The organism is Pedobacter namyangjuensis (assembly GCF_003313325.1).
Taxonomy (GTDB): Bacteria; Bacteroidota; Bacteroidia; order Sphingobacteriales; family Sphingobacteriaceae; genus Pedobacter; species Pedobacter namyangjuensis.
In genome coordinates this window covers 183,109-207,414 of sequence record NZ_QMHQ01000002.1, presented here as the reverse complement: position 1 = coordinate 207,414, position 24,306 = coordinate 183,109, and the positions used below count along the sequence as shown (strand labels likewise).

General features: G+C 34.5%; 26 protein-coding genes. 13 read left to right on the top strand and 13 right to left on the bottom strand.

The window, feature by feature from the left end; all coding sequences use genetic code 11:
- Window positions 1–15: 15 nt before the first annotated feature.
- Window positions 16–351 (bottom strand): tetratricopeptide repeat protein, encoded by a 336-nt coding sequence (locus DUT69_RS08100; protein ID WP_113652732.1) that lies wholly within the window; start codon window positions 349–351, stop codon window positions 16–18.
- 105 nt (window positions 352–456) lie between these two features.
- On the opposite strand from DUT69_RS08100, the gene DUT69_RS08095 reads away from it, so the two are divergent.
- The 5 genes from DUT69_RS08095 to DUT69_RS08075 all read left to right on the top strand — a co-directional run bounded on the left by DUT69_RS08095 (window position 457) and on the right by DUT69_RS08075 (window position 5,503).
- The gene (locus DUT69_RS08095) at window positions 457–1,194 is read left to right on the top strand and encodes an electron transfer flavoprotein subunit beta/FixA family protein (protein WP_113652731.1); all 738 of its coding nucleotides are present in this window, start codon (window positions 457–459) and stop codon (window positions 1,192–1,194) included.
- A 78-nt stretch (window positions 1,195–1,272) separates the two neighbouring features.
- Window positions 1,273–2,241 (top strand): electron transfer flavoprotein subunit alpha/FixB family protein, encoded by a 969-nt coding sequence (locus DUT69_RS08090; protein ID WP_113652730.1) that lies wholly within the window; start codon window positions 1,273–1,275, stop codon window positions 2,239–2,241.
- A 53-nt stretch (window positions 2,242–2,294) separates the two neighbouring features.
- A complete protein-coding gene (locus DUT69_RS08085; RefSeq protein WP_113652729.1) occupies window positions 2,295–2,906 on the top strand; it encodes a bifunctional nuclease family protein in 612 nt (203 codons plus the stop codon).
- 119 nt (window positions 2,907–3,025) lie between these two features.
- Window positions 3,026–4,411, top strand: a complete 1,386-nt coding sequence (locus DUT69_RS08080; RefSeq protein WP_113652728.1) for a nucleoside permease — start codon at window positions 3,026–3,028, stop codon at window positions 4,409–4,411.
- A gap of 18 nt (window positions 4,412–4,429) precedes the next feature.
- Window positions 4,430–5,503, top strand: a complete 1,074-nt coding sequence (locus DUT69_RS08075) for a DUF3667 domain-containing protein (RefSeq protein WP_113652727.1) — start codon at window positions 4,430–4,432, stop codon at window positions 5,501–5,503.
- 363 nt (window positions 5,504–5,866) lie between these two features.
- Here the strand turns inward: DUT69_RS08075 and DUT69_RS08065 are convergent, their stop codons facing one another.
- The 4 genes from DUT69_RS08065 to DUT69_RS08050 all read right to left on the bottom strand — a co-directional run bounded on the left by DUT69_RS08065 (window position 5,867) and on the right by DUT69_RS08050 (window position 9,249).
- Window positions 5,867–7,135 carry a citrate synthase gene (locus DUT69_RS08065; protein WP_113652725.1) on the bottom strand — a complete coding sequence of 423 codons (1,269 nt, stop codon included), beginning with the start codon at window positions 7,133–7,135 and terminating at the stop codon, window positions 5,867–5,869.
- Between the two features lie 122 nt (window positions 7,136–7,257).
- Entirely contained in the window at window positions 7,258–7,800 is a 543-nt protein-coding gene (locus DUT69_RS08060; protein WP_205314237.1) for a DUF3347 domain-containing protein, read from the bottom strand.
- 258 nt (window positions 7,801–8,058) lie between these two features.
- Window positions 8,059–8,604 carry a hypothetical protein gene (locus DUT69_RS08055; RefSeq protein ID WP_113652724.1) on the bottom strand — a complete coding sequence of 182 codons (546 nt, stop codon included), beginning with the start codon at window positions 8,602–8,604 and terminating at the stop codon, window positions 8,059–8,061.
- Between the two features lie 147 nt (window positions 8,605–8,751).
- Window positions 8,752–9,249 (bottom strand): outer membrane beta-barrel protein, encoded by a 498-nt coding sequence (locus DUT69_RS08050; protein ID WP_113652723.1) that lies wholly within the window; start codon window positions 9,247–9,249, stop codon window positions 8,752–8,754.
- A 315-nt stretch (window positions 9,250–9,564) separates the two neighbouring features.
- Here DUT69_RS08050 and DUT69_RS08045 point away from each other — a divergent pair, with 315 nt between their 5' ends.
- Window positions 9,565–10,029, top strand: coding sequence for a BON domain-containing protein (locus tag DUT69_RS08045; RefSeq protein WP_113652722.1), 465 nt, complete (start codon window positions 9,565–9,567; stop codon window positions 10,027–10,029).
- 7 nt (window positions 10,030–10,036) lie between these two features.
- Window positions 10,037–10,462, top strand: a complete 426-nt coding sequence (locus DUT69_RS08040; protein WP_113652721.1) for an SH3 domain-containing protein — start codon at window positions 10,037–10,039, stop codon at window positions 10,460–10,462.
- 12 nt (window positions 10,463–10,474) lie between these two features.
- Here DUT69_RS08040 and miaA read toward each other — a convergent pair whose 3' ends face one another.
- The 5 genes from miaA to DUT69_RS08015 all read right to left on the bottom strand — a co-directional run bounded on the left by miaA (window position 10,475) and on the right by DUT69_RS08015 (window position 14,380).
- Window positions 10,475–11,416 carry a tRNA (adenosine(37)-N6)-dimethylallyltransferase MiaA gene (miaA, locus tag DUT69_RS08035; RefSeq protein WP_113652720.1) on the bottom strand — a complete coding sequence of 314 codons (942 nt, stop codon included), beginning with the start codon at window positions 11,414–11,416 and terminating at the stop codon, window positions 10,475–10,477.
- Window positions 11,416–12,255, bottom strand: coding sequence for a hypothetical protein (locus DUT69_RS08030; protein WP_113652719.1), 840 nt, complete (start codon window positions 12,253–12,255; stop codon window positions 11,416–11,418). The genes miaA and DUT69_RS08030 overlap by 1 nt, the downstream gene beginning before the upstream one ends.
- Window positions 12,246–12,620 (bottom strand): hypothetical protein, encoded by a 375-nt coding sequence (locus DUT69_RS08025; protein ID WP_113652718.1) that lies wholly within the window; start codon window positions 12,618–12,620, stop codon window positions 12,246–12,248. Before DUT69_RS08025 ends, DUT69_RS08030 begins: the two co-directional genes overlap by 10 nt.
- Window positions 12,621–12,668: 48 nt before the next feature.
- Entirely contained in the window at window positions 12,669–13,766 is a 1,098-nt protein-coding gene (locus DUT69_RS08020) for an MBL fold metallo-hydrolase (protein ID WP_113652717.1), read from the bottom strand.
- Window positions 13,767–13,903: 137 nt separating this feature from the next.
- Window positions 13,904–14,380 (bottom strand): YMGG-like glycine zipper-containing protein, encoded by a 477-nt coding sequence (locus tag DUT69_RS08015; RefSeq protein WP_113652716.1) that lies wholly within the window; start codon window positions 14,378–14,380, stop codon window positions 13,904–13,906.
- 267 nt (window positions 14,381–14,647) lie between these two features.
- Here DUT69_RS08015 and DUT69_RS08010 point away from each other — a divergent pair, with 267 nt between their 5' ends.
- Entirely contained in the window at window positions 14,648–14,920 is a 273-nt protein-coding gene (locus tag DUT69_RS08010) for a hypothetical protein (RefSeq protein WP_240186681.1), read from the top strand.
- A gap of 40 nt (window positions 14,921–14,960) precedes the next feature.
- Complete coding sequence (locus DUT69_RS08005; RefSeq protein WP_113652715.1) at window positions 14,961–16,349, top strand: MBL fold metallo-hydrolase; 1,389 nt, start codon at window positions 14,961–14,963, stop codon at window positions 16,347–16,349.
- Window positions 16,350–16,390: 41 nt separating this feature from the next.
- Here DUT69_RS08005 and DUT69_RS08000 read toward each other — a convergent pair whose 3' ends face one another.
- From DUT69_RS08000 to DUT69_RS07990, 3 genes are all read right to left on the bottom strand, one after another.
- Entirely contained in the window at window positions 16,391–16,771 is a 381-nt protein-coding gene (locus tag DUT69_RS08000; RefSeq protein WP_113652714.1) for a DUF3037 domain-containing protein, read from the bottom strand.
- Window positions 16,749–17,552: a HipA family kinase gene (locus DUT69_RS07995; RefSeq protein ID WP_113652713.1), complete on the bottom strand. Its 804-nt coding sequence runs from the start codon at window positions 17,550–17,552 to the stop codon at window positions 16,749–16,751. The genes DUT69_RS08000 and DUT69_RS07995 overlap by 23 nt, the downstream gene beginning before the upstream one ends.
- 98 nt (window positions 17,553–17,650) lie before the next feature.
- Complete coding sequence (locus DUT69_RS07990; protein WP_162796215.1) at window positions 17,651–18,343, bottom strand: DUF4397 domain-containing protein; 693 nt, start codon at window positions 18,341–18,343, stop codon at window positions 17,651–17,653.
- 238 nt (window positions 18,344–18,581) lie between these two features.
- Here DUT69_RS07990 and DUT69_RS07985 point away from each other — a divergent pair, with 238 nt between their 5' ends.
- Genes DUT69_RS07985 through DUT69_RS07970 form a run of 4 tightly spaced genes read left to right on the top strand, consistent with a single transcriptional unit; the run spans window position 18,582 to window position 24,302 of the window.
- Window positions 18,582–19,388 (top strand): PorV/PorQ family protein, encoded by an 807-nt coding sequence (locus DUT69_RS07985; protein WP_113652711.1) that lies wholly within the window; start codon window positions 18,582–18,584, stop codon window positions 19,386–19,388.
- Window positions 19,378–21,417 (top strand): ComEA family DNA-binding protein, encoded by a 2,040-nt coding sequence (locus tag DUT69_RS07980; RefSeq protein ID WP_113652710.1) that lies wholly within the window; start codon window positions 19,378–19,380, stop codon window positions 21,415–21,417. The genes DUT69_RS07985 and DUT69_RS07980 overlap by 11 nt, the downstream gene beginning before the upstream one ends.
- 5 nt (window positions 21,418–21,422) lie before the next feature.
- Entirely contained in the window at window positions 21,423–23,513 is a 2,091-nt protein-coding gene (locus tag DUT69_RS07975) for a ComEC/Rec2 family competence protein (protein ID WP_113652709.1), read from the top strand.
- A 9-nt stretch (window positions 23,514–23,522) separates the two neighbouring features.
- A complete protein-coding gene (locus DUT69_RS07970) occupies window positions 23,523–24,302 on the top strand; it encodes an enoyl-CoA hydratase/isomerase family protein (protein ID WP_113652708.1) in 780 nt (259 codons plus the stop codon).
- Window positions 24,303–24,306: the final 4 nt, after the last annotated feature.

Genomic DNA, 24,306 nt, shown 5'->3' with positions numbered 1-24,306 from the left:
GTTTAGATATTGTTTCTAGTCGTCTTCATAATCTAAGCCAGCAGCAGAATTATAGGCGCCTTGTAGCTCAGAAAAAGCATGCATATCTCTTTTTCCGCGAGCAATCTCCATCCCTTTTTTATAGATTAAAATTGCCTCTTCTGTATTGCCTTCTTTTTCGTATAACTTACCCAAATGATAGTATGTACCAACGTAGTTAGGATGCTCGTTTACCAATTTTAAATAGTAAGTAAATGCATTTTCTTTGTCATTTAATGAGTTGTATTCTGTAGCTAATGCGTATAAAATAAAGCTATCGTTAGGTTCGCTCTTTAAAAATTCCAATAACTTAGCTAATCGAGTGTTTTGCATTTTAATTCCCTGCTTTTTTAATTAGATTTGCACAAAGACAATTTAATGGAACCATAGTTGTGTTGATAATTTTGATTCCAATTACCTTTAATCAAATATATACATATGAAAATATTAGTTTGTATTAGTAACGTGCCAGACACGACGACAAAAATAACTTTTACCAACGATAATACACAATTCAATACTGCAGGAGTGCAATTTATTGTAAACCCTTATGATGAGATTGCTTTATCTAGAGCAATTGAACTTTGTGAAGGTGGGAAAGGAACGGTTACGGTTATAAATGTTGGCGAAAGCGCTACAGAACCTACCATTAGAAAAGCACTTGCTATTGGCGCAGATGATGCTGTTCGTGTAAACGGAACTCCAAGAGATGCTTATTTTACAGCTTTTCAAATTGCAGAGTATGCTAAAGCAAATGAGTTCGACATCATTTTATGTGGCAGAGAATCTATTGATTACAACGGATCTCAAGTTGCTGCAATGATTGGCGAATTTTTAGATATTCCATCTATTTCCATTATCAAAAAATTAGATTACGATGGAACAACTGCCACTATAGAGAGAGAAATTGAAGGTGGTAAAGAAGTGGTTACTGTTACAGGAAAATTTGTTGCAAGTTGCGCAGAAGGTACTGCTGAGCCTAAAATACCAAATATGAGAGGAATTATGTCTGCTCGTACAAAACCTTTAACTGTAGTAGAAGCTGTAGCTGTTGACGAATTGGCTAAAGTAACCAAGTTCGAAACGCCTGCTCCCCGTGGTACGGTAAAGTTAATAAACGCAGATACCGCCGAAGAATTAATTGGCTTATTGCATAGCGAAGCAAAGGTTATATAAGCCCGTAAATCCCTAAGGGGAAATTTAACAATCAAAGAATAAATTTTACTAAAATCCTGTTAAGGAAATAAATTATATATGTCAGTATTAGTATATGTAGAACAAGTTGACGGAAAGTTCAAGAAATCAGTTTTTGAAGCCGTTTCGTATGCAAAAGCAATCGCAGACAGTCAGAGCACAAACTTAACCGCTATTTCAATAGGCAATGTTGCTGAAGGAGATTTAAAAGAGTTAGGTAAATATGGTGCTTCAAAAGTTTTAAACGTAGCAAACGATCAACTTAAAACCTTTGTTAACCAAGCTTACGCTTCAGTTATTGCTGAGGCTGCCAAAAAAGAGAATGCTGATTTAGTTGTACTATCTAACTCTTTTTCTGGAAAAGGTTTAGCACCTCGTATTGCAGTAAAACTTAAAGCTGGTTTAGTAGATGGTGCTGTTGAAATACCAACTACAGAGGCTGGTTTTTCTGTTAAAAAAACAGCATTTTCTGGAAAAGCATTTGCAGTTACAACACTAACATCTGCAAATAAGGTTATCGCTTTAAATCCTAATGCTTTTGGCGTAAAAGAAAACGTTGTTGATGCGAGTATAGAAAGCTTCTCTCCAGAAGTGAAGTCTACAGATTTAACAGCAATTGTAAAAGAAATTGTTAGAGCCACTGATAAGGTCTCATTGCCAGATGCAGAATTAGTTGTTTCGGCAGGTAGAGGTTTAAAAGGACCGGAAAACTGGGGAATGATTGAAGAATTAGCAGATTTATTAGGCGCTGCTACGGCATGTTCTAAACCAGTTTCTGATGCAGATTGGAGACCACACTCAGAACACGTTGGCCAAACCGGTATTGCAATTAGTCCAAATTTATACATCGCTATTGGTATTTCTGGCGCTATACAGCATTTGGCTGGCGTAAGTTCATCAAAAGTTATTGTTGTAATTAACAAAGATCCAGAAGCACCTTTCTTTAAAGTTGCAGATTATGGTATTGTTGGTGATGCCTTTGAAGTTGTTCCAAAAATTATCGCTGCTTTAAAAGCACACAAAGGATAGTTTTACAAGAAACCTCGTGGGTTTTAGAACCTACGAGGTTTTTATTTATAAATATGAAAAAAGTAAAACTTGATATAGTAGGTTTATCCTATAGCCAAACACAATCTGGTGCTTACGCCTTAGTTTTAGGCGAAGTGAACGGTAGACGACGTTTACCCATAATTATTGGTGCATTTGAAGCTCAAGCAATTGCAATAGAAATAGAAAAGATGACCCCTACGCGTCCATTAACGCATGATCTTTTTAAAAGTTTCGCTAACATATATAACATTGAAATTTCTGAAATAATTATATACAACTTAGTTGATGGTGTATTTTTCGCTAAATTAATTTGCACTGATGGTCAAAATACCCAAGAAATTGATGCACGTACATCAGATGCAATTGCATTAGCAGTTAGGTTCAATGCTACTATTTATACCTACGAATTTATTTTATCATCTGCAGGAATTGTAATTGAAGGAAATGATTTTCTGTTTTTGGAAAATATGGATGCAATTACAAAAGAGCATAGCTCTGAAGATATGCAAACTTCCATTCCTGTGTCTGGTTATCAATCTTTATCTACAGAAGAACTTCAGCAAAAACTTGAAGAAGCTTTAGCAGAAGAAGCTTACGAAAAAGCCGCAAGAATTAGAGACGAAATTGCTAGGAGAAATGCCTAAAACCATATAGCCTTAAATGATGAGCAAATTTGCTCCTTCATTTATTTGACATCGTTATCGTTATTATTTCAAATTAATGATAACTTACGGCTACAAAACTAAACAACAAAAACATTTTTATGAATATTAAGTTTCGCTTAACTCTGATGAGTTTTATGCAATTTTTTGTGTGGGGAGCTTGGCTTATCACCATTGCAAATTATTGGTTTGGAACTAAACAATGGGACGGTGCACAATTTGGGCTAATTTTTGCCACAATGGGTTTTGCGTCTTTATTTATGCCAACTATTACCGGTATTATTGCCGATAAATGGATAAATGCAGAGAAACTTTATGCAATACTTCACATACTTTACGCTTGTACGCTAATTTATATACCGCAAGTAGAAACACCAAATGCTTTCTTCTGGACTATATTCTTAGCCATGTGTTTTTACATGCCAACTATCTCATTAAGTAATTCAATCTCCTACTCTACCTTAAAATCTAACAATTTAGATTTGGTAAAAGACTTTCCACCAATAAGGGTTTGGGGTACAATTGGTTTTATTGCCGCCATGTGGATGACCAATTTAACCGAAAGCAAAGCAAGTGCAAACCAGTTTTATATAGCTGGTATTGGTGCCTTAGCATTAGGCATTTACGCTTTTAGCTTACCAAAGTGCCCACCTTCTAATTCATTGGAAGAGAAGTCTACATTAATGCAGAAATTTGGTTTAGATGCTTTCAAATTATTTGCCAACTATAAAATGGCTTTGTTTTTTGTATTCTCTATGTTTTTGGGCGGTGCTTTACAATTAACCAACGCTTATGGCGATGTTTTTTTAGATGAGTTTAAATTACTTCCAGTTTACGCAGAATCATTTGTAATTAAATATTCTACCATAATAATGTCTATTTCTCAGGTTTCCGAGACGTTGTTTATTTTAGCAATCCCATTTTTCTTAAAACGTTTTGGCATTAAAAAGGTAATGGTAATTGCTATGTTGGCTTGGGTTTTCCGCTTCGGTTTATTTGCCTACGGCGATCCTTCTGGCAACTTATGGATGATCATACTTTCATGCGTAGTTTACGGAATGGCTTTTGATTTCTTTAACATTTCTGGCTCTTTATTCGTAGAAACCTCAACTACTCCAAAAACACGTTCGTCTGCACAAGGTTTATTTATGATGATGACCAACGGCTTTGGAGCTGTATTGGGTAGTGTTATTTCTGGCTGGATGATCCAAAAATATTTTACAGAATCTTATACCAATATACAAGCTTTAGCAGCACACGTTAATGCAACTTCAACCGATAAACACTTATTAAACTTTTTAAGTGAGAAAGGAATTTCAGTTTTAGAAAACGGCAATTTAAGTAGAGCATTGGATGTAAAAGATTGGCATAACATCTGGTTAGCATTTACCATTTACGCTTTGATAATTACCGTTCTTTTCATGATATTTTTTAAGCATAAACATACTAAAGCCCAAGAAAAGGCAATAGAAGCAATCACCCATTAATTTTAGCCGGTACCTACAATGTCATCTAGTAAACTTAGAAAAGAAAAAGATTGCCTTAATTGCGGCCACATTGTCGAAGAACATTTTTGCCCGCATTGCGGACAGGAAAACATCGTAGTTAAAGAAGATGCTATGCACATGGTAGCACACGCCATTGCAGATTATTTCCATTTCGAGAATAAGTTCTTTGGCACTTTAAAACCGCTTTTGCTAAAACCTGGTGAACTTACAAAACAGTATGTAGCAGGTAAAAGGGTATCTTTCATCCACCCTATCCGCTTATATATTTTTGTAAGTATTGTTTTCTTTCTATTTACTTTAGGTGGTAAAATAAAAGAAGGTAAAAAAGAAAAAGTTGTAGAAACTACCCAGCTTTCTAAAAAACAGCAAGACAGTATAGCGCTAGCTACTGTAGAAGAAAACCTAAAGTATATTCCTGGTGGCAACAAACTTAGAGATAGTATTCTTAACGAGGCTAGAGAAGAAATTGCAAAAGACACCGTTGAAAACACCAAGAAGAATAAAGGAGTAAGCAAACTTAAATTTGGCAGAGAGTCTTGGTCTAGTTTAGACAGTACTGTTCTAGCCTACGAAAACAAACAAGCGGCTCTTCCCAAAAAAGACAGAGATGGCTTTGTAAAGCATTACGTTGTTAAAAGATTTATAGAAATAAACCAATACGAAAATCCGCAACAGAAATTTGTAGAGGGCTTATTACATAACGTGCCCAAAATGATGTTTTTGTTACTGCCATTATTTGCATTAATTTTAAAGCTAGTTTACATTAACAAAGACAAATATTACTACGAGCACTTAATCTACTCTTTCCACGTACACTCCGCATTATTCTTGGCTGTGCTGTTTACTATGGCATTACAGTGGGTATTTAAGTTATTCTTCCCTATAAACGGAATTTTGGCTACCGCATGCTTTTTTTACATGGTTTGGTATATTTATCGTTCATTGCGTACTTTTTATGGTAGCTCACGCTGGGTAACTATATTAAAAATATTTTTTCTAAACTTTTGTTACATAACCGTTTTCACTATTTGTTTATTGGTTATTATGTTAGTTAGTTTTGCCATGACTTAGCAGAATATTTAATTTTAGAAAAGCCCGGTTAATGCTACTATCAGCGTTAATCGGGCTTTTTGCTATATCTTTTTTAACTTCCTTTGCCCCTGGCCCCAGGCTCACATTAAAAAAGGATGTCGCTTCAATCCCGTTTACCATTGTGGTTTTGCTACTGCTATGAGAGATTGTTGGTAGCCAAGCACAGCTACCTTTTAAAGATAAACCCGATGGAAATGATAGCTCCCAATTTTTCATTGGGACTATAATGTACAGCGGGACTAATTTCGCCAAGAGCTACAAAACCGATCTTTTCAAAAAACGACGGCAAACAAAAAAGCCAATGCAAAATTGCAATGGCTTTAACTATTTTATTGGTATGTATTACATATGCTTATCTACATCGCCAACGTATATTTGACGTGGTCTACCGATAGGTTCTTTGTTCTCTCTCATTTCTTTCCATTGTGCAATCCATCCTGGTAAGCGACCTAAGGCGAAAAGTACAGTAAACATCTCTGATGGGAAACCTAAAGCTCTGTAAATAATACCTGAATAAAAATCTACGTTTGGATATAATTTACGATCGATAAAATATTGATCTGTTAAAGCTGCCTGTTCTAATTTTTTAGCAATTTCTAATACTGGATCGTTGATACCTAAACTTTCTAAAATATCATCGCAAGCTTTTTTAATAATTTTAGCTCTCGGATCAAAGTTTTTGTACACACGGTGTCCAAAGCCCATCATACGGAAAGGATCATTTTTGTCTTTAGCCTTTGCAATCCATTTGTCAGTGTCGCCACCATCTTCTTTAATTTTCTCTAGCATTTCGATCACCGCCTGGTTTGCCCCACCGTGTAGTGGTCCCCAAAGAGCCGAAATACCTGCCGAAATAGAAGCGTAAAGATTACAGTCTGATGAACCTACAATTCTAACCGTAGAAGTTGAACAATTTTGCTCGTGGTCTGCATGAAGGATTAGTAATTTATTCATGGCACTAACGATTTTTGGATTCGGTTCAAAATCTTCCGTACGCTGACCGAAAGTCATCCATAAATAGTTGGTAATGTAATCGTATTTGTTTTTAGGATAAATAAGTGGATGTCCTAAAGATTTTTTGTAGATGAAAGCCACAATGGTTGTCATTTTGGCTAACATTTTAATAATGGTTTCGTTTTTTTGCTCTTCAGATTGATTTGCCTCTAAACTTTCTGGATAAAAAGTAGAAAGCGAACAAACTAACGAAGATAATTGAGCCATTGGATGAGATTTTGAAGGATAACCATCAAAAAATTTCTTCATATCCTCATGAATCAAAGTGTGCATGCTAATATCACTTTGGAATTTATCTGCCTGTTCTTTTGTAGGCAATGCACCATAGATTAACAAGTACGCAACTTCTAGGAAAGATGCTTTTTCAGCTAATTCTTCAATTGGATAGCCACGATATTTTAATATTCCTTCTTCTCCATCTAAAAACGTAATGGCACTTTTTGTAGCGCCTGTATTTTTATAACCAAAATCTAAAGTTACGTGACCTGTTAAATCTCTCAATTTTGAAATATCGATGGCCTTCTCACCTTCAGTTCCCGTAATCACCGGAAACTCATAAGTTTTACCGTCTATCTTAATCTCTGCAATAGCTGACATATATTATAGTTTTATATAAATAACAAAAATAGTTAATCTGTTTTAAAAATAGGTTTTTTGCTCAAACTATGCTGTTAAGTTGCTGTTAAATTTGGCAAAAACGTGTAATTTATTTGTGGCTCTTATTTGGTTTTAATCTCTTCTAAAACTGCGCCACACTCCATCATCTCCGAACCGTAGTAAGGGTTTTGGATTTTTTTCTCCGAAGCTAGCCAATCACCACCATCTCCTTTGTTAGCCATAGGGCAATGTTGAACGTAAATAGTTCCTTCGGTTAGTTCTGCATGTTTGAAAAGACTTATAACATCTGTGCTAAGCGCAGTAAATTCTTTACGTTGCATGGCTATATCATCCGACTTTTCGATATTTTGCGCTGTTAGCGCAGTATTTTCACAACCTGAATAGGTTTTCAACTCTGTTGCTAGCTTAGCTGCTGCAGTTTTAGCATCTTTAGCATTTGAAGCCACTAGTGCATTTTTAAGACCAATGTAACCGCCGTATATATTTTGCAATTTCGTGTCTTTAAATTTAACTGCAGTGGTCGGTAAATTCTGGGTTGTGTCCCCGGTAGCCGAATCTTTGAGCTCGGTAGATTTGTTTTCAGCACTATTGCAAGCCATTAACAATGCAATGGACACTATGCCGAAATAACTTTTTATTTGCATATTTTTTTGTCGTTCAACCACTAATAATATGAAAAATCAAATAGTGGTAGGTTTATATTTTGTTTCTTGCTCAAAATAGCATTTAAAATTTAAACCACAAAAAAAGCCTTCTAGATTTGGATGTTTTATTTAATTATTAGATTTATATTATAAAACCAAAACGGGCTCAAATGAATCATTTTAGCAAATCTTGGTCAAAAAAAAATCTCCAACTATTTAAAGCTAGAGATTTAATCTCTCTAAATTTTTAAGGTATTATTAAAAATTATAACCAATCCTAAGTGCAAACTGGCCATTAACCGGCTGGTAAGTAGACGAAGTACCGTCTTGCTGATAACCTTCATAACGAACGCCTAAATCTAATCCACTTTTCCATTCGTAACCTGTTCCACCACCAAAAATAAACGAAGTTTTAGATCCATCTTTAATGCCAAAACCTGCACCAACATTTGCACTTAAGTACATTCTTTCAATTGCAAATACTTTAACGCCGCCAATGGCCGGGATAAAATCATAATCTGCTATGATACTGTTTTCTTTTGCCATTAATCGAGTATAGCCACCAGATGCGGTTAATGCCACATATGGAGACAAATCCCACTGCAAACGTAAATCTGCGTTTAATGCGTAACTGAATGGCGACTTTTCTGTTGTAATACCGGCACCAACGCCAGCACCAATTTTGAAAGCCATACCACTATTTGTCGTGGCCATCGTTGTCATTTCTTGCGCTTGTGATTTTAAAGAAGTAGATGTGGCAAAGGCAAGTAGCGCAATTGCGAAAAATTTAGTAGTAATTTTCATAGTTGTAATTTTAAGGTGATTAATTGTTACGCTATTTACGAGTAGCTTAGTAAATCGGTTTCGCGAAAATGAAAATATTTTAAAAATTATTTCACATAAAAAAGCCCCAGATTATCATCTGAGGCTCAATTGATTAAATTATTTTAATTAAAGTTTAAAACCGTATGCTAAACGAATACCTGCATAACCTACGTTTCCGTTATTTGAGTAACCTTCGTATTTAGCTGCAAGATCTAAACCGTTACTCCAAGAGTAACCAATCGCTGGAGAATATACGAAGCTTGTACCCGTGTTATCTCCAACAGCAAAACCTGCACCAGCTTCAGCTAAACCATATGCACCTGCTCCGCTATCGTTAAAAAAGTACTTTAGACCAGCTTTAACTGGAATAAAACCAATATTCAAATCAGAATTTTTGATACCAATATTAGTATATCCAGCTGTTACAGGAACAGATAATTGTTTATCAAGATCAAATTGATAACGAATATCACCACCAATAGCCAAATTAGTACCTGCACTAGTTCCAGCACCAACATTTAATCCAATACCAAACTTAGGAGCAGACTGTGCATTTGCATTAACTGAGATAAATAAAGCAGCTACAGCTACTGTAGAAGCTATAATTTTTGTAATTTTTTTCATTATTAAATATTTAAGGTTAATTTTTTGTTAGAGCAATCGCTCTAGATGCATATTAAACAAATTGTATGCCATAAGACGTGCCAAAATGCATTACAACAAATAACCGATTGATAGTGAGGTAAATTATTGGTCATTCAACATTTTAAATCAAAATCCTAAAAATACTATTAGTTAAACAAATTAACTCCAAAAACAACAACATAAACTATTGATTAATAACTATTTGTGTTGAAAACTTATTGAGTGTTTTTTAGCTCAACCTGTATAATAATTTGATAATTTCATCCATTATTTAAAACATAAATCTATTAAAACATGAATTTTTTTAAATCGGTTATGATGCTGCTATTAGCAACAGTTATGTTGTACAGCTGCAAACCAAAAGACAATGACATTAAAACAGAAGTAGAAAAGAAAATTGCAACAGTTGAAATGACTGCTACAACTGTCGACGTTAAAGACGGCGTTGTAACAGTAGGTGGACAAGCAAAAGATGATGCAGCTAAAACTTTAGCTGAGTCAAGCGCTAAAGAAGTTAAAGGTGTAAAATCTGTAGTTAATAACATTACAGTTGTTGCTCCAATTGTTATTGCAACAGACGATGTTTTAACGCAATCTGTAAAAGATGCCGTTAAAGACTACCCAACTGTTGTTGCAACTGTTAATGCTGGAGTTATAAATTTAACTGGTAGTATTACAAAAGATGGTTTGCAAAAACTAATGATGGCTTTAAGTTCTCTAAAACCAAAAAAAATAGACAATAAATTAACGGTTAAGTAATTACAAAATGGCTTTACAAGATAAATACAAACAATTAATTGATACAGCAACAGCAAATGGCGTTGCCGATTTACAGGTAAGAGAGCAAGATGGTGTGCTTTACATTGACGGAACGGCATCTAGCGGGGCAATTAAAGATCAGCTTTGGGATGTTTATAACGCAATCGACCCAAATTTCACATCTGGTGATTTAATTTTAAATGTTAATGTGGCTATAGATGCAGCTGTAACCAAAGTTAAAGTGGTTACACAAAGTAGCAACCTAAATATTCGTAAAGGCCCAGGTACAGACCAGCCTATTGTTGGAAAAGCTGCGCACCACGAAATAATTACCTTAGTAAATAGAAGTAATGAACAATGGTGGTTAGTAAGAACCAACGATAATGAAGAGGGCTATTGCTACGCTCAATACCTAGAACCTGTTGAAGGTTAAAAAATAAAAAGCCTAGCTAATTGTAGTTAGGCTTTTCTTTTGCTGTATAATTTCAATTGTTTTTTTTAGCAAGGCTGATTCGCCTTCTTCTGTAGACAACCAATTTATATCAATCCCATCTTTCTCCATCTTTCTAAAAAAAGTCATCTGTCTCTTTGCATACTGGCAAATTGCTGTACCTAGTTTATCTTTCAATTCGCTATAGCTGATTTCGTTTTTCAAATATGCAACCACAAACTTATACTCTAAACCATAAAAGATTAGTGTTTCTGCTGGTACGCCAATTGCCAAAAGATTTTCCACTTCTGCTATCAAACCGTTTTCCAATCTAAAATTCAGCCTGTTCAAAATTTGTTGCCTACGATATGTTATGTCACTTTGTAACCCGATTACAATTGGAGAAATTGGAGGATACTCTGTTAAGGGCAAGTCATTATAGGATAAAAATTCTGCAATTTCTATTGCCCTAATTAATCGCTTAGCAGAATTTAAATCGGCATGTAAAGTAAGTTTCTCGGGATATGTATTCAGCTTTTGCTGTAATTTATTTTTTTCTAAGCCTACTAATTCCGAGCGTAGTTTTTCATTTTTAGGAACAGCAGTAAATGGTTGATTCTGGAGAATACTATGAATATACATTCCTGTACCACCGCATAAAATTGGCAATTTGTTCTTCTCTCTAACAGATTTTAAAGCACTATAAAAATCTTGTTTAAAGTTATTTACGTTATAAAATTCTCCTGCATCTTTAATATCAATTAAGTGATAAGGAATATCATTGCCGCCGACAACGTACTCGCTTAAATCTTTACCAGTGCCAATATCCATCCCCTTAAAAATTTGGCGACTATCTGCGCTGATAATTTCTCCCTCTAAATGATAGGCAATTTTAGTGGCCAGATTAGTTTTTCCGGATGCTGTTGGACCTAAAATTATAACTAATGAAGATGACATTACGTGTAATAAAGATATTTCAGGTTCCCTGTATTAAATACTTGCTGGTAACCGTTTTCTGTTAAAAATTTTTGTAAAGTTAAGGTTTTTTGTTGCTCAAATTCGTCGAGTGTTTCTTGTGGAACTTTATTTGCCAGGTAACGGATACCACTCTCCATATTTAAAAAGAAAAATATTGGTTTTACAATTTCGGTAAGCTCAAAACCCATTTTCTCATACCCCTTTCCAATAGACCAATCTCTATCTGCGTAAGTCATTAGATCGTTAACTGGATTTAACTTTAAATAGTGTTTTATTAGTTTGCTTAACCCTCCTACCACTGTAATGCCAGCTTTTGTCGCAAAACGAACAAGCTCTGCAGATTTGTAATTTTCGCCTTTGCTTTTCATCGGCCTTGCCATACTAAAACTAGCAACAGCAATTATATCATCTCCGTTAAATAGACCATAATGAAGCTTGGCATTGATATATCCTTGTAAGTGATTATCGTCTAAAAAATCTTTCGCTTCCAAAATGCTAATTGATTTGATTTTAGCTTTACGACCGTGGAATCTATCGTTTATTTCCGAAAAAGAACGGAATCTACTTAAAACCTGATTTCTTCTATTGAGCCAAACATCTTGCCACAAATGCACCAGTTGTTTATTGATTTGCTGATAACGCTCTTGCAGAACAATATAATCATTAGGCAAAAGATTTTGGTGTATTGAAATAAGATTTATCGCTAAGTTTTCTGTTTCAATGATATTGAATTTCGTTTCTTCTACAATATCGGCTTCATGGCAAATAGCTTGTAATGTTAAAAATACGTCTTCTTGCCAAAAAGGATTTATACCCACTCGTTATGCTTAAAATGTGTAAATGTTGTAGCCAGAGCCACTGAAATTTTCTCTAATAACAAATCATCTAGCTCTGTAATTTTAAGGGATGATTTATCGTTCAACAATTTTAACAATTCTGGATGAAATACTGAAGTTTGATCACCATTTTTAGTTTCCATAAATTTCAAACTAACGTGATCTTTTTTAATTTCTACTCCCGCAAAAAAAATCTCATTTTTAACATCACCTTCTGTTGCTATGGCCTTTGCGGTAAATAGTTGATAAGAAGTTTCTGAATTTACAGTAGCATTTAATCCTTGTACAGCGTAGGGTTGTATTTCTGCTCTAATAGTTTGAAAAATTTCTACAAAATCTGTTTTCATAAGTTTAGTATTTATGCTAATAACAACATTATATAAACGTTTGTTCTTTTAATCTGCTATTTCTAACCACCATTTTTTTGCAGTTGTTCCATCATCCAATTTAAACGTTTGACCAGGGATTGGGGTCAATATGTTTATATTTTGTTTTTCTGTACTTTCTACCAGCCTCTTAATTGGCTCGTCCCAATCGTGTAATGCTAATTTAAATTTTGCCCAATGTACGGGAAGCAATTTTTTAGCTTTTAAATCTATACTAGCTTGTGCAACTTGTTCTGGCATCATGTGTATTAGTGGCCACATCAAATTGTACTGTCCGCACTCCAAAATTGCAACATCAAAAGGTCCGTAAGCTTCGCCTATTTTTTTGAAATGCGTGTCATAACCAGAATCTCCACCAACATAAATACTGTTGTTTTTAGTCTTAAGTACAAAAGACGACCACAAAGATTTGTTTCTGGTAAAACCACGACCAGAAAAATGCCTTGCCGGGGTGGCAGTTATGCCTGTACCATTTTTTGTTGTCATATTTTGATCCCAAATTAGCTCAGTAATCTTGTTGGCTTCTATTCCCCAAGTTTCCAAATGTTCACCCACGCCCAAAGAGGTTACAAATTCTTTGGTTTTGTTTTTCAATTTGAGAATCGTATTGTAATCTAAGTGATCGTAATGATCATGAGTTATAATTACTACATCCAAATCTGGCAATTCTTCTGCTTTAATAAAATTGGTTCCTAAAAATTGCTTAGAACCTAACCACTGAAAAGGCGATGTTCTCTCACTGAATACTGGATCAACCAAAATGTTTACCCCATCCACTTGTAATAAATACGAAGAATGGCCAAACCAAGTGATTTTCAATTCCTCGCTTTTAGTAAAATCTGGCATCCCGTGAGGAATTGGTTTTGTAGGAGATGCTTTATCATTGCCCTTTATCATTTTACCAATAATGTCTAAATACGTTATATTATCTGGCAAATTGGGTGTAGGCGATAAATTTTCTATTTGTCCATTTTTATAGTTTGGTAATTTTTTAAGGCGTTCTAATCGTTTTCCACCTGGATGTTTTCCAAATACTGGCAGATTTAAAATCCAGATAGTTGCTATAACCAGCACAACAACTACGGCTAATGTAATATAAAGTTTCAAGGTTTCTGTTTTTCATACAATGATAAAAACAATTAAATTTTGTTACAATTAATTAAGATAAATGATTTTGAAAAGACAGAAATAAAAAAGCGCCCAAGTAATTAAACTTGGACGCTTTTAATATAATTGGTATTAGATTAATTTTTCTTCTGAACTCTACCGCTTTTTCTATCTTCTGCTCTACCAATAGCATAACCTGCACCTGCACCAGCTAGACCGCCAATGATAGCACCTCTACCATCTTTTTTATCAATTAATACGCCACCTAAGGCACCAACACCAGCACCAATTGCGGTACCTTTTGCGGCATCACTCCAACCTTTTTTCTTGGTTGTTGTGGTTGTAGTAGTTGTACCTGCAGATGAAGTTGTTCTTGTACCGCCACCAGAGTAACTAGCATTTGCACTTCTTCTGGCTGCAGCAAGTTCTGCTTGGTGTCTTTCTTCAACTTTACGTTTTTCGTTTTCTACTTCTGCTCTTCTAAAGCTATCAAGTTTCAAACTATCTTTAACAGCTACAATAGCTTGTTGCTTTGCTAATGCATCTTCTTTTTCTCTGTTGCCACATGAAGCTAATACTGTAGCCAATGTAACTATTGCGAATATCTTTTTCATTTGGGTTAGATTTTTAATAACTAATAATTAACATCCTTGAAAAAATAATGCCAAAAATTAATTTACCATTATTTTTAATTGCCAATTTCATTTACCAAAATCGACTTTATTACACAACAAACAGAATCAACATTTAGTTTTTCGGGTAATTTTTATTAAATTTGCATTAAACGGAAAATCAGTAAACTTTTCTCCTAATTACCACTTCAAGGATAATTTGAAATTATCGCATTCTAATTCAAAAAAGGTGTCCGTTGCCTACATAGAATGAATTTTAGTCTTTTAATTAGTCAGTTCGGCTTCCAAAATACGGTAAGTTGGAGAATAGTATTTTTTAATTATAACTATAATATTATGGCAAAGTCTCAGGCAACTTTTATGAAAAAGCAACTTGAAAAAAATAAACAAAAGAAAAAACAAGAAAAACAAGAACGTAAGCAAGAGCGTAGGGAAAACTCTACAGGTGGCGATTTGGAAAACATGATGGCCTACGTAAACGAGTTTGGTGAAATAGTAGACACTAAGCCGGAAAACAAATAATTTAAAATTATATCTTGCGCTAATAAGATAATAGAATTTGATGGAACTAACCGTTTGGGGCGCAGCGCAACAAGTTACTGGGAGTATGCATTTATTGCAAACCAGTAACTATAATATATTAATAGATTGCGGACTTGACTACGAAAAGGGAACTTATCAGGAAGAAAATCAATATTTCCCATTCGATCCGTCTGATATTGACGTTGTAATTTTAACACATGCGCATATAGATCATTCTGGCAATTTACCAACTTTAGTTAGAATGGGTTTTGAGGGGCAAATTCTTTGTACTGCCCCTACTGCAGATTTAAGCGAATTACTTTTACTAGACTCTGTAAATATATTTTTAGGAAAGCAAAGCCGAAAGCCTAAACGTGGCAAAGGACGTTCGGGCCCGGCTCCATTATATTTACAAAAGCATGTAATGGAAACTGTTGATCGTTTTGTAACCATAGCATTCAACAAACCGTTCAAAATTAATGGTAGTATTTCTTTAACTTTCGTTCCAGCTGGCCATTTATTAGGAGCAGCTGCGGTAGTTTTAGAAATTACAGAAAACGGGATTTCTAAAAAAATAGGTTTTACGGGAGATATTGGCAGAAAAAATTATCCGGTTTTAAAAGATCCAGAAACTTTACCTCAATTAGATTATCTGGTATCTGAATCTACTTACGGTGGCAGAAATCATACGCATGATAAAACACTTGAAGAAACATTAGTAGATGCAATAAGTGAAACTTGCGTTAAAAGCCCTGGTAGACTGATTATCCCCGCCTTTAGTATTGGCCGGACGCAATCGTTGGTTTTCACTTTAAATCAAATATTTAGCAAAGGTTTGCTACCTCCTGTACAAATTTTTGTAGATAGCCCCTTGGCTAATCATGCAACTGAAGTTTATCGTAGGCATCATAATTTGGTAAGTGAAGAAGCAAAAGATTTCTATCAAACCAAAGGTGATGAATTTGAGTTTGATAATTTAGCTTATGTTCAAGATAGAAAAGAAAGCCAATCTGTTATGAATTATCTGGAACCCTGCATCGTTATTTCATCTGCAGGGATGTTGGAAGGTGGCAGGATTCAAGATCATCTATATTACAATATTCAAAACTACTATTGCACCATACTATTTATAGGATTTTGCGCAAAAGGCACTTTGGGAGACAGATTATTGCGTGGTGATCCTATCGTAAGATTGCGCAATAGAGATTTAATGGTTTATGCATCTATTAAAAAAACAGATTTGCTCAGTGGTCACGGCGATCATAATGATTTGGTAGCTAATGTGAAAAGTCAAGATCCTGCTAAAATTAAAAAAGTATTTTTAGTGCACGGAGAAGATAAAAGCATGAATGCTTTAGCTACTTCACTGAGTGTAGAGGGTTATAGCGTTAGCATTCCAAAAAAAGGCGAAAAACATATTTTGGATTAACAAAATATGTTTTTCGCCTTCAAATATTTTTACCTCTAAAATTACCGCACTAGTTGTTCAAACAACTTGTTTAAAGTTTCGTCTGCATCTATACAAAAGCCAGGATGAACTTTAGAACTTTGTACTACCGTACTTCTAGTCGCTGTTAGCCATCTAAATCTCGATGCAAGATCCAACTCTCCTATCGGCCCGGCATTTATACCAATACAAATATGCTGTATAGCTTTTAAATTCTCCAAAACAGTTTCCTGGTCAAGTCCACATTTAAAACAGCTAAATTTTTGCTCATCAATTTCAAACAAACATTTTAAAAATTTTTGTTTTGCACAGTATAGAATAACCCCAACATTAATAAACTCTTCTCGTTCTACCCTTGGCACAACTCGAATTACCGCATACTCAAATAAGCTTCTCTCTTGCATTTTGTGCTTCATTTACAAAAACTTCAGAATTGACAATTCTAGTATTTAAAAATTGCGCATAAGCTTCTCTTTGTGCTCCGCTAGTAGCAAATATCGTTTCATCCAGCCACTCATCTGGTATTAAATCTAAAATTTGGCCTATTAAATTTGGAGTTAATACAGCTTTAAGTGATTTATCTACCTCTAATAAATCTGCTGCTTGCGCTAATAGCACATGGTCTTTAACCAATGTAAATGGCTTTTTGGCTTGCTCTTCCCAATTTTGCCAAGAATGGTGAAAGTATAACGATGCGCCGTGATCAATCAGCCATAACTCTTTATGCCAAAAAAGCATGTTTGTATTTCTCGCAGTGCGATCCATATTCGTTAACAAACAATCTAACCAAACAATTTTAGATGCTAATAACGAATCGATTTTATTTACGGTAGGATCAAAAGTGATAGCGCCAGAGAGATAGTGCAAAGCCAAATTTAAACCAACACTAGCTTTCAGCAAATCTTGAATTTCCTCATCGGGTTCTGTACGGCCAAAAGCCTCATCTAATTTAGCAAATACCAATTCAGGGACGCGTAAGCCTAACGCTCTAGCTATTTCTCCTCCAATAATTTCAGCTATTAAAGCCTTGTGCCCTTGTCCAGCACCTTTAAATTTTAGCACGTACAAAAACTCATCATCAGCTTCTGCAATTGCGGGCATAGAACCACCTTCTCTCAATGGGGTAATGTATCTCGTTACATTTACGGTTCTGTAGGTTAGCTTAATTTCTTTTGTTTTTTCCATCTGTTATCAATCAAAAGTAGAAATTTTACGATACTTTATCCCATAAAAAAAAGCATCTCTTATTCGGAGATGCTTTTCTTTAAATAACTAACAAAAGTTTAGTTCTGCTGTATTACGTGATAATTTAAAGATGTTGAACTTGCCGCATCAAACCAAACAGTATATATTTTACCAGTTTGAAATGTAACACCAGGAATTGATATCGGCGTGGTAGAACCTAAAACTGTAGCAGTTAAGCCAGTATTAACATCTATTGTACTATAAACACTGCTACGGGTGTATTGTAAACCTGTAGCTAAAGCAGCACCTCCGGTAATATTAACATTAATTGTATTTGTTAGTGCAGCACCAATATTTACAAATCTAACTTTAGCTTTGCCTGTAGCCGGAGCAACAGTATCATCTAGAAAACCTATAATTCCACCAGAACCATTAGCATTGCTAACGTAAAAAACGGTAAAACTATCATTGGTGTTAAGCCCTAACCCGGCTGTTGCGTTTACCGTTGTGCTACCTGTGTTTTTGTAACTTATGGTACTATTACCTGCTTTTATGGTTAAATATCCAGTAGCTTCGCCATAGGCGACAGGAGTTGTAGATATTTTGGTATCATTCTGAAAAAAATCCTGAGCTAACGACCCCTGAACTGTATTTACAACTTTCAAAGATGCATCTCCGTAAACAACAGGTTCATTTACAGAATTGTCTTTTTTACAGGATGTAAAGGTTAACGTTAAAATTGTTAAGAGGCTTAAAATAGGTGTTGCGGATAGTCTACTATTAATTTTCATAATGAATGTGTTTAACTGCAACATTTTTATCAAAAATTACGCCATTTATATTACGGAAAAATTGATTTTCTGACAACGAACGTTTTATTTACAATTAGATACAGGTTAATTTTTTATCGATTAGTTAATTAAGTAAATTATAAAATTAAATTTTAAATTATTAGTTTAAATGAAATTATATTTTATAATTATATATATAAATAAGATTATATTTTGTTAAATTGGTTTTATCTAGCCTATGAACAAAGTATTTATTTTAACAATCTCCATGTTTATAATTAGTTTGTGTTGTTTTGCTCAAAACAATACTGGTGGCCGTTTGCTTGGCATGGGCAATAACACAATAGCAGTTAAAGATATTTGGAGTATTAACGGAAATCCTGCCGGCATTACAGGTTTAAATAAACCTACCCTAGCGCTCAGTTATGGAAAATCAATTACCAGCACAGAAATAAGCAATCAAGGTTTAGCTTTTGTAATACCCTTCAACAGAAATTTTGCCGGACTAAGTATCCAACGGTACGGTATAACGGAGTATAACGAAATAAATGCAGGGATTGCGTTAACAAAAGCTTTTAGTGAAAACTTTGCTATCGGAATAAAACTCAATTACCATCAGATCAAAATTACTAATTACGGTTCTACAAATGGTTTTTCTGCGGATGTAGGTTTAATGTACAAGTATAACGGCAACTTAACTTTCGGCGCTTTCGTATCCAATCCAACTCTGCAGAAATATAAAACACAAAACCTTTCCGCACAGATACCAACCATCTTTTCGTTGGGTGCAAGCTATAACGCATCTAACAAAATTTTAGTTGCAAGCTATATTAAAAAAGAACTTGATAAAGCTTTTGATGTTGGCCTGGGTATCGATTATAATATATTCGAGGTTTTAAGTTTACGGGGTGGCTTAACAGCAAAATCCTTTAAGCAATATGCTGGTTTCGGCATAAGATACAAGCATTTAACTTTTGACGGCGCCGTAGAAAGTGATCCGAATTTAGGCTATTCACCTCAAATTGCGCTGGCCTATGCGTTTTAAATTAATAACCATATTGCTTCTATTTATCAGCTTTGCTACAAAGGCGCAAACACAAGATGATAAATTTGTGCAAGACTTAATTGAAAGCTTGGCTGAAAACCTGCCCGAAGATTTCGATTTATCTGAGCTACAAGACAGATTATTATTCTACAAGAAGCGACCGATAAACCTAAATAAGACGACTACAGAAGAATTAAATAGTCTAATTTTTCTTTCGCCATTGCAAATTAGCAACCTTTTTACGCATTTAGAAAAAAATGGAAAGTTGATAGATGTTTTAGAATTGCAAAGCATCCCAAATTTTGATCTTGAAACGGTACAGCGACTGTTGCCGTTTGTAACGCTTAACCAAACTGACTTGGTTGATAAAATTACCTGGAGAAATTTACGCGTACTGGCAGACAACGATTTAGTTATACGTATGGCCAGGTTATTAGAAAAGCCGAAAGGCTTTACAGAGTTACCCGGAAGCAGATATTTAGGATCTCAAGAACGTTTTCTATTTCGTTATAAGTACAACTACAGTAATCGCGTTTCTGCTTCGTTAATATTCGAGAAAGACGCCGGCGAATATTTTTTTAAAGGTGACAAACAATTTCTTTTCGATTTTCAAACCGCACACGTTGCAGTCTACAATACCGGGCGATTTAAGAAAATTGTTGTCGGCGACTATTCCCTACAATTTGGACAAGGTTTAACACTTTGGACTGGATTTTCTTTTGGCAAAGCGCCAGATGTTGCATCTGTTGCAAAGAAGGATATCGGCCTGAGAGCTTACACCTCTGCTAATGAATATTCTTTTTTAAGAGGTTTAGCCACAACAGTTTCGCTTACAAAACGTATAGACTTTACTCCTTTCGTATCATTTAGAAACTTAGATGCTAGTTTGGATTTGAATGAAAACAGAGAATCGGTGTTAGCAAACTTAAGTGAAACAGGCTACCATAGAACTGCAACAGAAATTAAGAATAGAAATAGCGTTAGCCAACAAATTTTTGGTGGTGTAGTTCAATATCAACATAAAAATTTAAGCATTGGAGCTATAGGCTATCTTACAAAATTCGATAAGGCTTTTATAACCGGAACTCAACTCTACAGAAAATATAATTTTACGGGTCTATCGTTAACAAACGTTGGTGTAAATTATAACTACAGTTATAAAAACATCTATCTATTTGGAGAAGCCGCTAAAAGCCTCAACAGTGGTTATGGATTTTTAAACGGCGCATTGATTAGTTTATCTTCAAAAGTTTCCGCAGTTGTGTTACATCGCAATTACCAAAAAAATCACCACAACTTTTTTAATCAGGCTACAGCAGAAGCCAGTGAAGCGTTTAACGAAAATGGATTTTATGCGGGGTTGAACATCACGCCGGTAAAAGCTTGGAATTTTTCTATTTATGCAGATTATTTCAAATTTCCTTGGCTTAAATTTAGAATTGATGCACCTTCCAATGGATATGAATATTTAGCCCAACTAACCTACACCCCAAACAAAACCTTTAAGGCATTTTTAAGATATAAAAGTGAACTTAAACAACAAAACACAGATTTAGATGTGGCAATAAATTACTTGGATCATGTTAAAAAAGAATCTTATAGAGCAGATGTAAGTTGGAAGTTATCTAAGTCTTTAGGTTTTCAAAACCGAGTTGAAGTATCACAATTTAAAAAAGGCCAACCTACAGCAGAGTTTGGATATATGATCTACCAGGATATCTCCTATACCCCTAACCTATCAAAATTTAATGGAAACTTAAGGGTTGCATATTTTAATACAGCCTCTTACAACAGCAGAATATACGCTTACGAGGATGACGTACTTTATAATTTTTCTTTTGGCATGTACAGCGGAAGGGGATTTAGAAACTACTTAAACCTAAAATACAAATTAGCAAAACGTTTAGATGTTTGGGCAAGATACGCTATGTTCATTTATCAAGGTGTAGAAACCGTTGGCTCTGGTTTGGACGAGATAAAAGGCAACAAAAAAACTGAAGTTAAATTACAAGTTCGTTACCAATTTTAATAGCATTGACATTTAAAGCAGAAATAATATTTGTTAGGATTTTAGTTCCATTTATACTGGGAATTATTTGCGCATATATTTCGGCAACTAAAGAAAGTTTATTGCTTATAGCAAGTGTAAATGTTATTCTATTTTTCGTTTTACTGATAATTAATGCATTTTATAAAAAGTTTAAGGCTTATCAGTTTAAAGGAATTATTGGTGTTTTGTTTCATTTATTCTTTTTTGCCTTCGGCGGATTAATATGCATTTTGCATAACCAATCTTTTAAAACAGACTATTATGCCAATGAAGATTACGAATACTTAAAAGTTTGGATTGCTAATGAACCTGAGCAAACAAACGACATATTGAGATTTGAAACTAACGTTACCCAAGCTTATGTACATGGTGAAGCTGTAGAAAAGTCTGGCAAATTGTTACTTGCTTTAAAGCTAAATGAAACTAAGCCAATAAAACTTAAATATGGGGATGAACTTTTAGTTTCTGCCCAATATTTAGCAGTCGAACCATCCTACAATCCCGCCGAATTTGATTTTAAAGCCTGGCTTGCAAGTAAGAATGTTTATCATCAAAGTTTCGTAAATCAAGATCATTTAATAAAAATTGGCAAGAATAAAGGAAACTCATTAATAAATTATGCCTTAGACGTTAGGCAAAGGCAAGTTGCTATTTACAGAAAACTGATAAAAAATGATGAAGCCTTCGCAGTTGCATCAACTTTGGTATTGGGCTACAGAAGCGATTTAAGTAAAGAAACACTTAATGCCTACTCTAAAACCGGTACCATACATGCACTTTCGGTTTCGGGAATGCATGTTGGCATTATTTACCTTTTTCTTAATTGGGCACTTTTCTTTCTCGATAAAAAATTAATCGGGCGAATAGTAAAACTTGTCTTAATCTGCTCCCTCATCTGGTATTATTCGCTTTTAACAGGTTTTTCTCCTTCTGTGTTAAGATCTGCCGTAATGCTTAGTGTTTTTATTATTGCAAAATCATTTAATAGAAACAGCAATAGCTACAATATATTGGCGTTTACCGCCATATGCCTGTTAATTTACAATCCATTTCTGGTTTGGGATGTTGGTTTTCAGCTATCGTTTTTAGCTGTTTTTGGATTGATATACCTCCAGCCAAAAATATACAGTTGGATGTATATAAAAAATAAATGGCTGGATAAATTATGGGCTACAGTAGCTATGAGTTTGGCTGCCCAATTGGCAACCTACCCTCTAAGCATTTACTACTTTCATCAATTTCCAGTATATTTTATTGTAGCAAACCTATTTATTTTAATTCCGCTAACGCTGATGATGTATTTAGGGATAGGAATTTTAATGTTACGGGTATATTTTCTAGCTCCACTATTTGAGTGGATTATAACTTTTACCAATAACGGATTAAAGTGGATCGCCGAATTGCCTTTTTCTGGAATAAATTCTATTTGGATAACAAAATGGCAATTGTTTGCACTTTCCATCATATTGTCCATGCTAATTTATTCGCTTAGTAAACGTCCAAACAAAAAGCTGTTTTTTACTTCAATAATATTATTTATTGCTTATCAATCCGTTGTTTTGGTTCAAAAAGAAAACTTTTCGGGTCAGCAAAAAATTATACACTTTACCCTCAGAAAAAACTATGCAGCTGCCTTTATTAACGGTAATGGTGCAACATTGCTTACAGATTTAACAAAAAGCGACAAAAATTTCGAGTTTTTTGTAAAGCCTGCGCTAGATCAGCTTCAGGTTTCAAAAGTAGATTTCTTAGCCATGAGCAGTGATACGGTTATGGAAAGTTTCGTCAAAAAGCAAAATCAAATCGTGTTTAATAATTATAGAATTCTAGTAATCGATAGCTCGTTGAATTACAAGAACATCAAAAACAAACCTAGCTTCGAAAGCGTATGGTTGCATAAAAATCCTAAGCTAAAAATTGAGCAGTTAGCAACAGAAATCGATTTTAAAAATTTACTAATTGATGCAAGCAATAAAGATTATCGAATTGAAGAATTTGTAAATGATGCAAACAAAAAACGATTAAATCACTTTGTGTTAAAGAAAAATAAAGCATATTTGGTAAACCTAAAATAAACCAGTTGTATGGCAGAAGATTTGGTACTGTATGAAGTAAGTAACAGAATTGCAACCATAACTTTAAACAGAGTTGATAAACGTAATGCGTTAAATCCAGATTTAATAAATTTATTAACCGAAACTTTTTTAAAGGCCGGCGAAGATGATGAAGTTAAAGTAGTGATATTGAAGGGCAATGGCCCCTCATTTAGTGCGGGTGCAGATTTAGCCTATTTACAGAAAATACAAGGCAATTCGCACGAAGAAAATTTAACTGACTCTAACAATTTAAGAAAATTATATACCGCAATTTACTATCTTCCGAAAGTTGTAATTGCGCAAGTTGAGGGCCATGCGATAGCGGGTGGTTGCGGTTTAGCAACAGTTTGCGATATTATTTTTGCAGTTCCAGAAGCAAATTTCGGATATACCGAAGTTAAGCTAGGTTTTGTACCGGCAATAGTGTCCTGTTTTTTAATGCGTAAAACGAGTGAAACGATTGCCAAACGAATACTTTTAACAGGAGATTTATTTAGCGCAGAAAAGGCTTTAGAATATAACCTGATTACTTATGTAACAAAAAAAGAGGTTATCAATCAAACTGTAAATGATTTTGCGATTAACCTTTGTAATAACACATCGGCAAACTCGTTAATGGTAACTAAGCAATTAATAAACGAAACCACCAATCCATTTTTAGAAAAAAGTTTAGATATGGCGGTTCAGATTAATGCAAGGGTAAGAGAAAGCAACGATTTTAAGAATGGAATTGGCGCTTTTTTAAAGAGAGAAGAAATTAAATGGTAAACTA